Raw genomic sequence first — 14,113 nt, 5'->3', positions numbered from 1 at the left:
TGTGCAGGACGTCGCGCGTTCCCCCCCGGCGGGATGATCATAGGGATTCGGCCAACCGGGCGGGAGGGGCGTTCCGTCGCGGTGCGGTCAGCGGGTGCAGTCAGCCGGTGCGGTCAGCCGGTGCGGTCAGCGGGTGCGCGCGTGCTCCACGGCGGCCGCCGCCAGGCCGGTGACGAGCGGGTGGGCGCGGGTGCCGTCGCCGTCCAGTTCGGGCTGGAAGAGGGTGGCCAGGAAGAAGGGGTGCTCGGCCAGTTCGGCGATGCGGATGTCGCCGGATTCGTCGGCGCCGGTGAAGGTCATGCCGTGGGCCCGCAGCAGGTCCAGGTGGAGCGGGTTGGGGCCGTAGCTGCAGTGGTACCGCGCCTGCGTGCGGTCCGCGCCGAGCAGCCGGGCGGCGCGGGAGCCGGGGGTGACCCGTACGGTCCCCTCGTGGCCCACGAGCGAGCAGGCCAGCGGGACGACCACCGCGTCCGCCTCGGCGGTCGCCGGGTCGTTCTCGGCGTGGGCGGCCCGGTCGAGGCCGCAGACGGTACGGGCGAACTCCAGCAGGGCGTGCTGGAAGCCGCCGCAGGTGCCGAGGAAGGGGATGCCGTTCTCGCGGGCGTCCCGGATCGCGGCGAGCACTCCGCCCTCGCTGCGGTAGGGGCTGCCGGGCAGGACCCAGACGGCGTCGAAGCCGTCCATGCCCTCGCCCGCCTCCTCGGTGGGGATCCAGTAGGCGTCCAGGTCCAGGCCCTCGCGCAGGCGCAGTGCCGCCAGCAGGCCGGGCACGCGGGCGTGGGAGCGTACGGCGTCGGAGCGGTCCGCGATCAGGGCGATGCGGGCGGTGGGCGCGGTCTGCCCCGTGGTGTGGTTCGCGTTCATGACGGCCATCCTCCGAGCCGCCGGCCCATCACGTCCAACGATGATCCGCACTACCCGCATCAGCAATACTGATGCGCATGGATCCGCATCTGCTGCGCACCTTCGTCGCGGTCCTCGTGTCCCGTCTCACGAGACCTTGCCTCTGTCTCATCTGACCTTGTCCGGTTCGCACGCTAGGGGCAAGGTCAGGTGAGACAGCCAAGGGCAGGTCAGCCCCTGTTTCCGATCCCCAACGAGGAAAGGAAGTCGCGCAGGTCGGTGGCACGCTGGGGCGGACACTGGCCGTGGTCAGCTCGGCCGCAGCCGTGGCACGTGTCGCAGACACCGTCGATCGACAGGAGCGAGCCATCGGGGGTGGTCAGTGGGACGTAGTACGTCTTGATGCCGCTGCCGTGGCCTTCGCAGTACGGGCATGCCGGTACACCATGACGATCTGGTTCGGGCAGGTGAGCCAGCGTTTCACGGGTACAGATGAAACCGTTGACGGCGGCTTGGTAGCTGATGCCGGTGGCGGATGCGAGCTGCTTCGCGGTCTGCTTGCGGCCGTGGTGCATGACCATCGTGTTCCTTGGTCCGGCGCGGCTCGGTCCCGTGACCCGACGCGCCTACAGGGCACGATCGGAAAGACGTGATCGGTGGTGATGCACAAGCGCACCTTCGGGCCGTCGGCGCACTGGTCACGGGCCAGCGCTCAGGCCGTAGCTACCACCAGGCAGCTGTTACGGCTCAGAGTAGCGCAACCAGCCGTCCCGCTCAGCGCGTTCGGCCTTGGGGGCCATCGGGGCAGCCGCTGCCCTAGCGGCTGCCCCGATGGCCCCCAAGGCCGGCTCTGCCCACGCAGCCGCGACCACCCGCCATCTGACGGACGAGTGGGCCGCCTCACCACGAGGGAAGCGACCCACCTTCGACGACGTCAGCTCAACGCGATCGACCCCTTCCTCGACGCACCCGCCGCGGCGCGGCGGAGGGCTCAGACGGGGTTTCCTGCGTTTCACTCTGACGACGGGTCAGGATCATCAGCACCTCGATTGCCGCCTGACGGCGCTCTTCGGCCTTGGTGAAGAGCGCAACTACAACGGCCAGAGCGATGAGGCCAAGCAACACAGCTACCACCACGAAGACGGGCGTGGCGAATCCCTGCAGCAATGGGAGAATTTGGGCAGCCGACACGGCTCCTCCTCAGAGGATCACGCGTCGAGTGCCTCAAGTTCGACAGTGGCGAGCGGCCCCGCCTCAGGCGATTAATGTGCGACCAGCTTAGCGCACCACGTCTGGATCGATCGGGCTGAGCGGCACCCGTTTCTTCCGACCGGTTGTGCGATACGCGCCCGCAGCCGTACGACAGACGCGGGCCGTGACAACCAACGGGGCATGCCCCCGCCAGCACTTCAGCGGCGCGCTCTCCTCGTCCGGCATGGAATCGTCGATCAAGGCAAAGAAGGTCCAGCCGACCCTGCGGCCATTGGGATCGCTCGGCGCACTCGCCGCAGCCGGAATCCAGGCGGACACGGCAATCCCGTCGGGGGCGTCGAAAAGCCGGGCCATCACGTTGTCGCAGTCCGGGCAGACGAGCTCTCCCATGCACCGCTGCGACCCCAATGAACGCGTGTCGCCGTCGTAATGCGGGCCGATTTGGGTACTCCAGAAGACCATGGCCCCACGCTATCGGCCCGGTGGGGACCCGGTACCCGAAGTTCAACACGTTGGACTTGACAGGGAACGGCGACTACAAGGGCCACGGCCTCTACGACGGCCAGGCGCTCGAGCACTTCGCCGACCGGGCGGCGCTGGAGAAGGCGAAGCACAACGGCCGGATGCTGAACCGCACGGCCGCGGCGAAGCACCTGGGCGTCCGGTCTCGGACTTCAACCACCTGGTGAAGGCCAAGTGGCTCCGCCCGTCGACGTGGGTCCACAGCGGATGGCAGCGCCAGCGTGACGTGTCGTGCGTGGCCCTGTTCCGGCTCGGCGACCTCGACGTGCTCCAGGTCCCACCCGGCCATCGACTGGGAGGCGGTCTGCGCCACCCAGAAGGGGCGGCCCTCCCCGCTCGCCCGGCTCACCGCCCCCACCCCCTGAAGGAGTAGCCACCTGTGCGAGAACTAGGCGGGTGGCGAGCTGCCGATCTCCGGCGTCAACCAGCAGATGTCCATCATGGAGGCCTCCATGATGGACATCTGCTTGTGTCCATCGACGATGGCCACGCTAGACTTGGACCCGCGAGGGAAGTACACGCTATGGCCGTGCGTACGGCGCTCCAACACGGTACGGACCTTGTGAAAAGAGTGAGGACCCCGCCAATTTCGACGGGGCCCTCAAGGGTTGAACAGTTACATACGGGAACATTCCCCGCACGGCCTTCAGGACTCGCGATCCTGGAGGTCGTTTGCGTTTCAGCTACAGGCGGGGGGCGACGTACATCCCCCACCCCCAGATGAACGCCCAGATGATCAGGGCGGCCAGCAGGTTGATCACGGTGCCGAGCAGGATCTCCCGCGTGATCTTCGTAAGCTTGCGCTTGCGGATCTGTCCCCGAGCGGTGTCCATCGCCTTGGCCTCCTTCGCCTTGCGGCGCTCCGGCTTGGGCTCCTGGTCCTTCTCGGGCAACTCCACGTCTCCGGTCTCCTTCCAGTCGGTTCTTCGTGGGTGGTGGCAGGACGACACGGGGAAATCTGTGTCGTCCCACGCCCACACACGATGTGGACCGGCTGGAGCGAGGTGACCATCGTATCGACCATCGCGCGCCGATATCGACGCTACGGAGGCCAATCCGAAACTGATGCCGGTGGCAAATGCCCAGTGACACGCGCGGAGTTGGGGTACCGGTAAGAACCGTGCCACCAGCCACCAACGGCGGTGATCAGTCCTTGGGTTTGGCCGGCGCCGGGGCAGTTCGGACCTGCTGGTCGCCTCGGCGAGCGCAAGGCGACCGCTCTTCAGCTCAGTACGTAGTTGTAGATGGTGTTGCGGGAGACGCCGAGCAGCTTCGCGATCGAGGCCACGGTGTTCTCTGGACGGGTGAGCAGGTCGCGGGCGTGACGTACCTGTGCGGGTGTCATGGCTGGCGACCGTCCGAGGGTGGGCGCCGCGGGCGCGGGCGGCGTCCAATCCCTCGTTGGTGCCCTGCACGATGAGTTCGCGGATGAATGCTCGTCTCACATGACCTTCCCTCTCCGGGGTGGTTTGAGGGCGAATCTCGAGTGGGCGGTGCCTGCTCGGGGCTTTGCTCGGATCTGTGTGATCGGTCCGGGAAATTCGTCGGGGGATGAGTGGTGGATGCCGGGTTGCTGGGGCAGGCGTCGTTCGAGGTTGAGTACGTGGAGGAGGGCCTGGTTCGCCGCCGTGAGCCGCTCCCGGTCTGCTGGACCTTGCGGTTCGAGCGTCTGCCCCCGGTCCGTACGGTTCGGTCCTACAAGGGGCAGAGGTCTGTGACCCGCGACTACTGGGCGGCGACGACGGCCGAGCAGTTGTCCTGCGAGTCACATCTGGAACGGCATCACGCGATGCTGATGGACTTCGACGCGCGAGTGACGGGGATGGCAGCCCAGCCTTTCCGCCTGTTCTGGCCCAGCCAGCGAGGCCGTCGCGGGCACGTCCCGGACTTCTTTGCCCGCCTCGATGACGGCGGCGGCCTGGTGGTGGACGTGCGCCCCGACGACCGGATCGAGCCGGACGACGCGGAGGCGTTCGCGGCGACCGCGCGGGCCTGCGAGCTTGCGGGGTGGTCCTTTCGTCGGGTCGGTGCAATCGATCCGGTCCTGCTGGCGAACGTCAAGTGGCTCGCGGGCTACCGACATCCACGCAATCACCGGGAACCGGTGGCCTCGGAGCTGACGGTGGCCTTTACCGAGCCGGAGGGACTGATGGCCGGGGCCGAGCGAGTCGGGGACCGCCTCGCGGTGCTGCCGGTGCTTTATCACCTGTTGTGGCGCCGCGTCCTGGAAATTGACCTGGCGGCGGGGCCATTGGGGCCGGCCAGTGTGGTCCGGCAGGCGGTGACGACTCAGTGAGGCATCCACTGGTGGTCAGTCCCGGGGACCGGGTCCGGTTCGACGGCTTGGTGCACACCGTGGTCGGTATTTCCGGCGTCCTGGTCCGGCTGGCCGATGAGCACGGCCGGCCCAGCGCGATGCATCTGCCGACGCTGATGACCTCGCCCGGCTTCGAAGTGATCGGCTCGGGCGGCACCCGCAGGCTTCCGCCGGGGTTGCTGGATGGACTGCCACCCGGCCAGGCGGAAAATGCCTTGTGGTGGCACCGACACATGGCCGAAGTTCTCACCGGTCTGCCGCCGGACGCCGAGGTCGGGGCGATGCCTCGGCCCGAGTTCGATCCCGCGTTGCGAAGCCTGGCCGAGCGGGAAGCGGCCAAGGCCACCGAACTGACTCGGGAGAGCGGGCGTCCTGTCAGCCCGCACACCATCCGCTGGCGCCGGCGCCGCTACCAAAAGCGCGGAGTGCTGGGCATGCTGGACGGCCGCCAGGCCCCGCGCCGCCCGGTGCTGGGGCAGGTGGACCCGCGGGTTGTGGAGGTGCTGCGACGGCTGATGGACCAGGCCACCGACGGCTCCACCCACACCGTCAGCTTCTACTTCGTACGCGTTGGCCAGGCGGTGAAAAAACTCGACGGGCCGCCACTCGACATGCCGTCCCGGGCGACGTTCTACCGTCTGTTCAACCGGTTGGAGGCCGGGCGGCACACAACCGGTTCGGCCCGCACCCGCCGCTCGCTGGCGACTCAGCCTGACGGAGTCTTCGATCAGATCGTCGTGTGTCGTCCGGGTGAGTTGATGGAGATCGATTCCACCCCGTTCGACGTGTTGGTCCGGCTGGACAGTGGCGTCGTGGACCGGTGCGAGCTGGTCGGTATGGTCGACGTCGCGACGCGGTCCATCACCGCGGCGGTGCTGCGGCCGACCACGAAGTCGCTGGACGCCGCACTCCTGCTGGCCCGGTCGGTGACCCCGGCCCCGATGCGTCCGGGCTGGCCCGAGGCCCTGCGGATGGAACACTCCGCGCTTCCGTTCGAGAGGCTGCTGTCGGTTGACGAACGGCTGCGGCACGCGGCCGAGGTCCCCTTGATCATCCCGGAGACAGTGGTTGTCGACGGCGGCAAAGCGTTCTTGTCGAAGAACTTCCACGCGGCTTGCAACGCGTTCGGCACCGAAGTGATCCATGCGCCGCCCCGCACGCCAACTCACAAGCCCCATATTGAAAGAACACTGGGTTCAGCAGCCTCTTTGTTCGCGCAGTTCCTCACTGGGTATACCGGCCGCTCGACCGAGTACCGAGGCCGCAAGGTGGAAGACGAGCCGTTGTGGTCCCTGCACCAGCTCCAGGAACTTCTTCAGGAGTGGATCGTCGCCAGGTGGCAGACCAGGCAACATGACGGACTACGTGACCCGCTCGCCCCGGGACGGACGTTCTCCCCGAACGAGAAGTACGCCGCGCTGGTGGAGACCGCCGGTTTCCTGCCTCTCGCGCTGACGGCGGAGGACTACCTGGAACTGCTGCCGAGCCGCTGGCAGGTCATCAACTCCTACGGCATCAAGATCAACCACCGGATCTACGACTGCGAAGGGCTCGACGGCCTGCGACGGGAAATGTCCGGAATCATCGAGAGGAAGAACCGGTGGGAGGTCCGCCACGACCCCTACGACATCCGGCTGGTCTGGCTCCGGAACCATCGCACCGGGCAGTGGGTCACTGTTCCCTGGCGGCTGTTGTCCACCACGGCTACCCCCTTCGGTGAACTGGCCTGGAACCACTCCGCCCGCGACCTGCGCGACCAGGGAGAACAGGTCACCGAGAACGCCATCGCCGAAGCAGTCGACGACCTGCTGGAGCGGGCAGGGGCCGGTCCCGGGGAGAAGGAAGCGTCCCCGGCCAAGCCGGCCCGCGGCCAACGAAGCCGACGTCGGGGCGCCAAGGTCGCAGCCCGCACGCAGGCCACCAGCCAGCCCGCATGGCCTCGGCCCGAACCTCCGCAGCCTCCGCCAGCCCAGCCAACGGCCGGGGCCGGGGCCGGGGCCAACCAGGAGGACGAGGAGGACGAGACGGTTGCCAACGTCGTCCCGCTGAGGATCTTCGACGCACGCAAGGAGGCCAGGAAATGGTGGTGAACGCGGACGAGTTCGGGCTGCCCGAGGACCGGCGGATGCCCACAACGACTCTGGAGGGCTGGCGCCGCTTCATCGACGATGACCCGATGGCCTTCGACCTCCTGCCCGAGGACGAGTGGAAAGCCCTCGACCCGCGGGCCCAGGACGAGTACGACGAGGGCAGGGTCAACTACCACTCCGAGTTGGTCATCGTGGAGACCCCGACCGTCCGCGACGTCCTTCACCAAGGCCGGCTGCTGACCCTCGTGAACCGGCGGGAGATCAGCGCCCGCCGAGGGCTGATCGTCTCCGGGCCCTGGGCGACGGGCAAGTCCACCGCCATCAAGCAGCTCGGCAGGGCCCACGAACTGCGAGTACGCCAGCGTTTCCCCGACCACGACCGGATCCCGGTGGTCTACGTCTCCGCCCCGCCCAACGGCTCCCCGCGCAAGCTCGCCACCCGGTTCGCGCACTTCCTGGGCCTGCCCTTGAAGGCCCGGCACAACGAGATGGACATCGCGGACGCGGTCTGCGAGATCCTCACGGACGCCCGCTGCGACCTGGTCCTGGTCGACGAGATCCACAACATCCAGATGGCCACGTCCACCGGCAAGGACCTGTCCGACCATCTGAAGTACTTCGCAGAGCACATCCCCGCCACGTTCGTCTACGCCGGCATCAACGTCGAGCGTGAGGGTTTGTTCACCGGGGTCCGAGGCAAGCAGATCGCGGCCCGCTGCGTGATGAAGTACACCGGGAGCTTCCCTTACCAGTCCGAATGGCGCTCGATGATCGCGCTGATGGAGGATTCTCTGCGGCTGCACCACCACGAGCCCGGCAGCCTGCTCCGGCTGGCGAAGTATCTCCACACACGCACCGGCGGCAGCATCAGCAGCCTGTCCCACCTCGTCCGCGCGGCCGCCATCAGCGCGATCGCCGACGGCAGCGAACGCGTCACCCGCCGCCTGCTGGAGTCCATCCCGGTCGACCACAACACCCAGTCCGACACCCCCCGCACAGCAGACGACGGGGACAGCGAGGCCGGGGAAGCGGCATGATCAGCCACCTGCCGCCGCCCCGTCTTCGGCGGCTCCCGCACGCCCTCGCCCCACTGCACCGCGAAAGCTCGGACTCCTACGTCGCCCGGCTCGCGACAGCAAACCGGATTTCCCATCTCGATCTCCATGGACAGATCAACAACCAGCACCGGATCCACCCTGCTCCGCTGGGCCGGCTGGACGCCATCAGCAGCCTGTCCGGGCACCCCCGCGACCGGCTCCTGAAAGCCCTGCCCGACCTGCGGACTCCGGACCTCACCCGGCACCTTCCCGCCCAATGTCAGCCGCTCGACCACGGCTGGCAGGTCCAGGCGGCCTGCACGCTCTGCCTGGCAGCCAAGGGCGTCTTCGACCAGGCCCGGCGCTGGGTCCCCGAAAGCACCCGGCTCTGCCTCCGCCACGGCCGCTGGACCGACACCTACCACGCACAGTTCGACATCCGTCCGCTGCCCGAGATCATTCAGGCACAGCGCGACCACGACCGTCTGGTTGGCGAACACGGCTGGCAGACCGTGGTGGTCGCCATGCGCCAGGCGGCCGCATGGTGTTGGCGCTGGTGGGACGGCCGCAGGTTCCGTCAGCAGCGCGATCGCAGACTACGACTCCTCATTCCACCCGGAGGCGGCACTTACCGCGAAGACCCCCGGCTCATGGCCAGTAGCTATCCCGGCATCGTCGCCCTCACCGGCATCCTGGCCTCGCCCAAGCTCCGGAATCTTCCCTTCACCGGCTGCGACCGGGACTTCCGTCTGTTCATCAGCGAAGTTCGCGAACGGGTCGCGCCTGGATACCGATACGAAGGCGCCGGAGTCGCCGACCCACTCGTCCGCTGGATCGAGGAGGAGCGCTACTACCGCACCCTCCCCAACCACCCCTTTCCGATGCCCAACGAACCCAAGACACACATCCCGGAGACACTGGGCGATCTCACCCGCCGACTCAACGCTCTCCTCGCGCCCGACCAGGACGACGACCGGAGTCGATGCGCAGGCTGCGGCGGCCTCTTGCTAGATCCTCATCACAGAACGCGGTTCTGCACGCCAGCCTGCAAAGCGCGTCACCATCGGCAGAAGAAGCAACAACGTGAGCTCAGCAGCCCACTCCGCTCCCACAGGGAGTGCCCAGTCTGCGGTGTCACCTGGACGCCCGGCGACGACCGACGCCGAGACACGCGCTACTGCTCGGCGCGATGCCGACAAGCCGCCTACCGGCGACGCCAGGCGGTCAAAGACGACTGACCGGCAACTTCAAGTGAGAAATCCTTGAGCAAGTGCCGCTGAGGGACAACACCTTCTGAGATTCCCACACGATTCCATCTCACCTCGTATTGCATCAGCCCAGGTCACAACCCCAAGCGCAGGCAAGATCAAATGCGACGGGACACCTCGAACACCGCTCCTTCTCCACCGCCGCCTCGGTCCTCGGCTACACGCAGTCGGCCGTCTCCCAGCACATCGCGGCGCTCGAAGCCGACTTGGGAGCCAGGCTGGTCGAGCGCCGGCCCGTCGCCGCCACCGAGGCGGGGGTCCGGCTGATGGAACACGCCCCCGCGCTGCTCCTGCGCCTGGACGCGGCCCGCGCCGACATCGCCCGCCTGCACCGGGCGCCCGACGCCCGGCTGCGGGTGGCCTGTTCCCCCGCGGCCTTCGGCCCGGCGCTCGCGCAGGCCCTGACCCGGCTGCGCGCCGCGGGGCCGGTGGAGGTGGACCTGCACGTCCTGGGGCGGGACGCGGTGGTCGAGGAGGTCCTGACCGCCCGCGCCGACCTCGGCCTCCTGGACGGGGTGGCCGCGCCCAGCGACCCCCTCCCGCTGCCGGACCTGGGCCCCACCGTCACCCTCGCCGTCACCGAGGAGCCCCTGGCGGTGCTCTTCCCGCACGCCCACCCCCTGGCGCGGCGGAGCTCGGTCCGGCTGCCCGACCTCGCGCAGGCGCAGTGGATCGACGCCCCCGACACGGCGGTCCCCCTCGCCCGGCTCCGCGAGGTCAGCCACACCCCGGGCTTCCACCCGCGCACCCGCCACCACGGCACCGACCCGCACGCCCTGGCCGCCCTGGCCGCCGCCGGCCACGGCCTGACCGCGCTCCCCCTCTCCCTGGCGTCCGCCTTCCCCGGCACCACGGCGGCCCCGGTCCGCACCCCCCGCCTGGTCCACCGCACGGAACTCCTCCACCCGACGGACCCGTCCCCACACGCGGCCCGACTGGCGGCCCTCCTCACGGGCCACGGGTAGCCGACCGTTCGCGCCCCGCGGCCCCGACGCCCCGACGCCCCGACCACGTAGAACGCGGCCGGACATAGGCTTCGCCTCGGCGGGACGAGGATCGTGGCGGGGAGACGAGCCAGTGCGGGAACTGATCGAAGACCGGTACGAGTTGGAGGAGCTGCTCGGCCGGGGCGGGTTCGGCGAGGTGTGGCGGGCCACGGACCGCCGGGTGGGCCGCCCGGTGGCCGTCAAGATCGGGTACCCACTGACGTACGAGGACACCCGCCGGTTCGAGCGGGAGGCCAGCCTCGCCGGGAGCCTCGCCCATCCCCACATCGCCACCATCCACGACTTCGGCCGCACCGAACGTGCCGGGCGACCCACGGTGTTCCTCGTCATGGAGCTGCTCGCGGGACGCAGCCTCGCCGAGATCCTGGACGAGGGGGTGCCGCCCCTCGCCGACGCCCTGGTCTGGGCACGGCAGATCGCGGACGCCCTCGGGGCCGCCCACGACGCCGGGATCGTCCACCGGGACATCAAGCCGGCCAACGTGATGGTGGTCGGGAACGGGGTGGCGAAGGTACTCGACTTCGGCATCGCCAAGGCCCGGGGAGGCGGTACGGAGCTGACGGGCACCGGCATGATCATCGGCTCCTTCCCGTACATGGCCCCGGAGCGCTGGACGGGTGGCGCCAACGGGGTCCCCGTGGACGGCCGCAGCGACCTGTACGCCCTGGGCTGCGTCCTGATGGAGCTGCTCACCGGTGAACGGCCCTTCCCCGCGCGCGAGATGCACGAACTCCTCGCCCAGCACCTGACGGCCGAACCGCCCGCCCCCGGCTCGCTCCGGCCGGGGCTGCCCCCCGGCCTCGACGAACTCGTACTGGGCCTGCTCGCCAAGGACCCCGGGAACCGTCCCGCCGATGCGTACGAGGTGGCACGGCGGCTCGCGGAACTCACCCGGGGCGGCGCCTCCGGAGCACCCTCCGCGCCCGCCCTCACACCCTCACCCGAGCCGGGGCCCGTCCCCTCCTCGGCCCCTCCGGTGCCGTCCTACTCCCCGACCGTGCACGTCCTCACGGCGGAACCGGCCGACGATCCCGTCCGGGCCCTGTTGCGGCGGCGCCTGGAGCTGCTCTTGGCGGACGGCCCGGCCGACCTCGTGGAACGGCTGGACATGCTCGCCGCCGACTCGGCGGAGGAACTCGGCGCGAGCGACCCGCTGACGGTGCGGGCCGCGTACCACCGGGCGGTGCGCGTACGCGGGCAGGCCGGCGTCGAGCTGGAGCGCATCCTGCCCCGCATGGTGCGGGTCCTCGGACTCGAACACCCCGACACGATCACCGCGCGCGTCGCGTACGTCGGCGAAGCGGCAGCCCACGGGCCCGGCGACGGCCACCGACACGAGGCGGAGCTGCACGAGATCATCGAGCAGGCGGTCCGGGTGCTCGGCCCCCACGACCCGGTAACCATGACCGCCCGGTACTACCTGGCCTCGGCGATGCAGCGCGGCGCCCACGACCGCGACGGCCAGTGGGACGCCCGCACCCCCGAGCGGGCCGAGAGCGAACGCGCCCTGCTGGGGCCGCTGCTGCCCGGGCTGGAGCGGGCCCTGCCCTCGGACGGCCCGATCCTGCTCGACGTACGGCGTCGGCTGGCGCACGACGCATGGCTGGTCGGCGACTTCGCGGCGGCCGCGCCGCTGTACCTGCGGCTGTTCCCGGACGTGGAGGAGCTCGTGGAACACGGCGACCCGGAGGTGGCGCACCGCGTGATCCGCAGCATCGGCGAGGCGGGGGACCCCGAGCTCGCCCTGCGCCTCATCAGCCCGCTGCTGCACCGGCTCCCCTTCGTCTTCGGCAGCGGCGACTGGCTGACCCAGGAGGTCACCGACACCCGCGCGGATCTGCGCCGCGCACTGCGCGAGCGCCGTCGCGGCGCCGGCCCGGGGAGCGGCACCCTCTCCCGCCTCTTCGGCCGCTGACCGGAAGGGATCAGGAAGCCGGCTCGTCCGGCTGGGCGCGGCCCAGGAGGAACTCGGTCGCCCGGGCGATGGCCTCGGCGTACGTGGGGTGCACGGCCTCCGATTCCTCCTCCTGTCCGTCCGCGGCGACGGCGGTGTACCACCAGGCGTCGGCATCCGGGTCGTGGTGGATGACGGCGGTGCCGCCCGCGTAGCGCAGCGGGATGGACTCGCTGGCGGAGCGCTTCGCCACCGCGTGGGGCCATTTGAGGCGGGCCGACTGGCGCTTGATGCCGCCCCAGGCCGCGCCGAGCTGCGTATAGCTGGCTCCGCTGCGGCCGGCCACGGTCGCCGCGCTCTCCGCCATCCGGTCGACGGACCGCTTGGCTTCGTAGAGCGCCCGCAGCAGGGCCAGTTGTACGTCGGGCGCGGCCATGAGGGCGGCGTCGAAGGGCTTGCCGGCGGCGTGGTAGGCCTGTGCGCGCGTCGAGATGCGCCGGGCCAGCGGGCGGACCGCGTCGAGCACCTGGTCGTCCATGGCGAACGCCTCGTCCTCGGCGGGCTCGCTCCAGGCGGGCTCCACCAGGTTCATGACGGTGGCCCAGAAGTCCTCGTCGTTCCGGTCGGGGGTCGGGATCGGTGTCGAATCATCCATGTGACATGTTTACCTGCCGCAAGCCAGAACGACAAGTATAACTGTCGACGCGTCGATCGACAGCCATTCATGTCGCCGCCGCAGGGCTCGGCCCGGCGCGGTGGGCCGGAGCCCCTGCCCATGGCGCCCTACCAGCGGGTAAGGCACCATGGGCCGCCGATGTACGTCGGTGTACGCCGTATCCCGTACGCCACCCACCCCGCAGGAGGAACACCATGGCCAGCCCCAAGCCGGAGACCCTCGCCGCCTTCGAGGCCGCCAAGGGGTTCATGCCCGTAGGGGAAGGGCTCGCCCTGTACGAGGCGGCCGCCTCCGCGGCGCGGCTCGGGCTGCCGCTCCTGGAGGTCGGCACCTACTGCGGGCGCTCCACGATCCTGCTCGCCGACGCCGCCCGCGAGGCGGGGGTGAGCGCGCTCACCGTGGACCACCACCGGGGCAGCGAGGAGCAGCAGCCCGGCTGGGAGTACCACGACCCGAGCGTCGTGGACCCGGAGATCGGGCTGATGGACACCCTGCCCACCTTCCGCCGGACCCTGCACAAGGCCGGCCTGGAGGACCACGTCATCGCGATCGTCGGCCGCTCCCCGCAGGTTGCCGCGGCCTGGGGCGGCAAGCTCGGCCTGGTCTTCATCGACGGCGGCCACACCGACGAGCACGCCACGGGCGACTACGAGGGCTGGGCCCCGCACGTCGCCGAGGGCGGCACCCTGGTGATCCACGACGTGTTCCCCGACCCGGCCGACGGCGGCCAGGCCCCGTACCGCATCTACGTACGCGCCCTGGCCTCGGGCGCCTTCGAGGAAGTCTCGGCGACCGACTCCCTGCGCGTCCTGCGCCGCACGGGCGAGGGCATCTGACCCTCGGGCCCGGGATCGAGCCTGGGCTCGGGCTCAGGCCCGGGCTCGGGCTCAGGCCCGGACTCGGGCTCAGGCCCGGACTCAGGCTCAGGCCCGGACTCGGGCTCAGGCCCGGACTCGGGCTCAGGCTCGGGCTCAGGCTCAGGCTCAGGCCCGGACTCAGGCCCGGACTCAGGCCCGGACTCAGGCCCGGACTCAGGCCCGGACTCAGGCCCGGACTCGGGCTCGGACTCGGGCTCAGGCCCGGACTCAGGCTCGGGCTCAGGCCCGGGCTTAGGCCCGGACTCAGGCTCGGGCTCAGGCCCGGACTCGGGATCGGGCCCGGGCTCAGGCCCGGACTCAGGCTCAGGCCCGGACTCAGGCCCGGGCTCGGGCTCGGACTCGGGCTCAGGCCCGGACTCAGGCTCGGGC

At 70.0% G+C, this 14,113-nt stretch carries 15 protein-coding genes; 8 read left to right on the top strand and 7 right to left on the bottom strand.

Annotated features, from left to right (window positions below; translation table 11 throughout):
* Positions 1 to 126 precede the first annotated feature (126 nt).
* The 4 genes from AC061S_RS28505 to AC061S_RS28490 form a co-directional block, all read right to left on the bottom strand.
* Positions 127 to 864, bottom strand: a complete 738-nt coding sequence (locus AC061S_RS28505; RefSeq protein ID WP_478688747.1) for a CTP synthase C-terminal region-related (seleno)protein — start codon at positions 862 to 864, stop codon at positions 127 to 129.
* 209 nt (positions 865 to 1,073) lie between these two features.
* Entirely contained in the window at positions 1,074 to 1,424 is a 351-nt protein-coding gene (locus AC061S_RS28500) for a hypothetical protein (RefSeq protein WP_478688746.1), read from the bottom strand.
* 358 nt (positions 1,425 to 1,782) lie between these two features.
* Positions 1,783 to 2,034: a hypothetical protein gene (locus AC061S_RS28495; protein WP_478688745.1), complete on the bottom strand. Its 252-nt coding sequence runs from the start codon at positions 2,032 to 2,034 to the stop codon at positions 1,783 to 1,785.
* A gap of 87 nt (positions 2,035 to 2,121) precedes the next feature.
* The gene (locus tag AC061S_RS28490; RefSeq protein WP_478688744.1) at positions 2,122 to 2,517 is read right to left on the bottom strand and encodes a hypothetical protein; all 396 of its coding nucleotides are present in this window, start codon (positions 2,515 to 2,517) and stop codon (positions 2,122 to 2,124) included.
* Between the two features lie 50 nt (positions 2,518 to 2,567).
* On the opposite strand from AC061S_RS28490, the gene AC061S_RS28485 reads away from it, so the two are divergent.
* Entirely contained in the window at positions 2,568 to 2,744 is a 177-nt protein-coding gene (locus tag AC061S_RS28485) for a hypothetical protein (protein WP_478688743.1), read from the top strand.
* A gap of 516 nt (positions 2,745 to 3,260) precedes the next feature.
* Here AC061S_RS28485 and AC061S_RS28480 read toward each other — a convergent pair.
* Positions 3,261 to 3,476 (bottom strand): hypothetical protein, encoded by a 216-nt coding sequence (locus AC061S_RS28480; protein ID WP_478688742.1) that lies wholly within the window; start codon positions 3,474 to 3,476, stop codon positions 3,261 to 3,263.
* A gap of 323 nt (positions 3,477 to 3,799) precedes the next feature.
* Entirely contained in the window at positions 3,800 to 3,922 is a 123-nt protein-coding gene (locus AC061S_RS28475) for a helix-turn-helix domain-containing protein (RefSeq protein WP_478688741.1), read from the bottom strand.
* A gap of 210 nt (positions 3,923 to 4,132) precedes the next feature.
* Between AC061S_RS28475 and AC061S_RS28470 the strand changes: the two genes are divergently transcribed.
* From AC061S_RS28470 to AC061S_RS28445, 6 genes are all read left to right on the top strand, one after another.
* The gene (locus AC061S_RS28470) at positions 4,133 to 4,873 is read left to right on the top strand and encodes a TnsA-like heteromeric transposase endonuclease subunit (protein WP_478688740.1); all 741 of its coding nucleotides are present in this window, start codon (positions 4,133 to 4,135) and stop codon (positions 4,871 to 4,873) included.
* A gap of 50 nt (positions 4,874 to 4,923) precedes the next feature.
* A complete protein-coding gene (locus tag AC061S_RS28465; RefSeq protein WP_478688739.1) occupies positions 4,924 to 6,984 on the top strand; it encodes a transposase family protein in 2,061 nt (686 codons plus the stop codon).
* Positions 6,975 to 8,021 (top strand): ATP-binding protein, encoded by a 1,047-nt coding sequence (locus tag AC061S_RS28460; protein ID WP_478688738.1) that lies wholly within the window; start codon positions 6,975 to 6,977, stop codon positions 8,019 to 8,021. The genes AC061S_RS28465 and AC061S_RS28460 overlap by 10 nt, the downstream gene beginning before the upstream one ends.
* On the top strand, positions 8,018 to 9,259 hold the full coding sequence (locus tag AC061S_RS28455; protein ID WP_478688737.1) for a hypothetical protein: 1,242 nt from the start codon (positions 8,018 to 8,020) through the stop codon (positions 9,257 to 9,259). Before AC061S_RS28460 ends, AC061S_RS28455 begins: the two co-directional genes overlap by 4 nt.
* An 89-nt stretch (positions 9,260 to 9,348) precedes the next feature.
* A complete protein-coding gene (locus tag AC061S_RS28450) occupies positions 9,349 to 10,254 on the top strand; it encodes a LysR family transcriptional regulator (protein WP_478688736.1) in 906 nt (301 codons plus the stop codon).
* A 112-nt stretch (positions 10,255 to 10,366) separates the two neighbouring features.
* Entirely contained in the window at positions 10,367 to 12,211 is a 1,845-nt protein-coding gene (locus AC061S_RS28445) for a serine/threonine-protein kinase (RefSeq protein ID WP_478688735.1), read from the top strand.
* A gap of 10 nt (positions 12,212 to 12,221) precedes the next feature.
* Here the strand turns inward: AC061S_RS28445 and AC061S_RS28440 are convergent, their stop codons facing one another.
* On the bottom strand, positions 12,222 to 12,845 hold the full coding sequence (locus tag AC061S_RS28440) for a hypothetical protein (RefSeq protein ID WP_478688734.1): 624 nt from the start codon (positions 12,843 to 12,845) through the stop codon (positions 12,222 to 12,224).
* Positions 12,846 to 13,060: 215 nt separating this feature from the next.
* Between AC061S_RS28440 and AC061S_RS28435 the strand changes: the two genes are divergently transcribed.
* Positions 13,061 to 13,702: a class I SAM-dependent methyltransferase gene (locus AC061S_RS28435; protein WP_478688733.1), complete on the top strand. Its 642-nt coding sequence runs from the start codon at positions 13,061 to 13,063 to the stop codon at positions 13,700 to 13,702.
* Positions 13,703 to 14,113: the final 411 nt, after the last annotated feature.

The organism is Streptomyces sp. CA189, from assembly GCF_056428985.1.
This window is presented reverse-complemented; position numbering and strand designations above follow the sequence as displayed.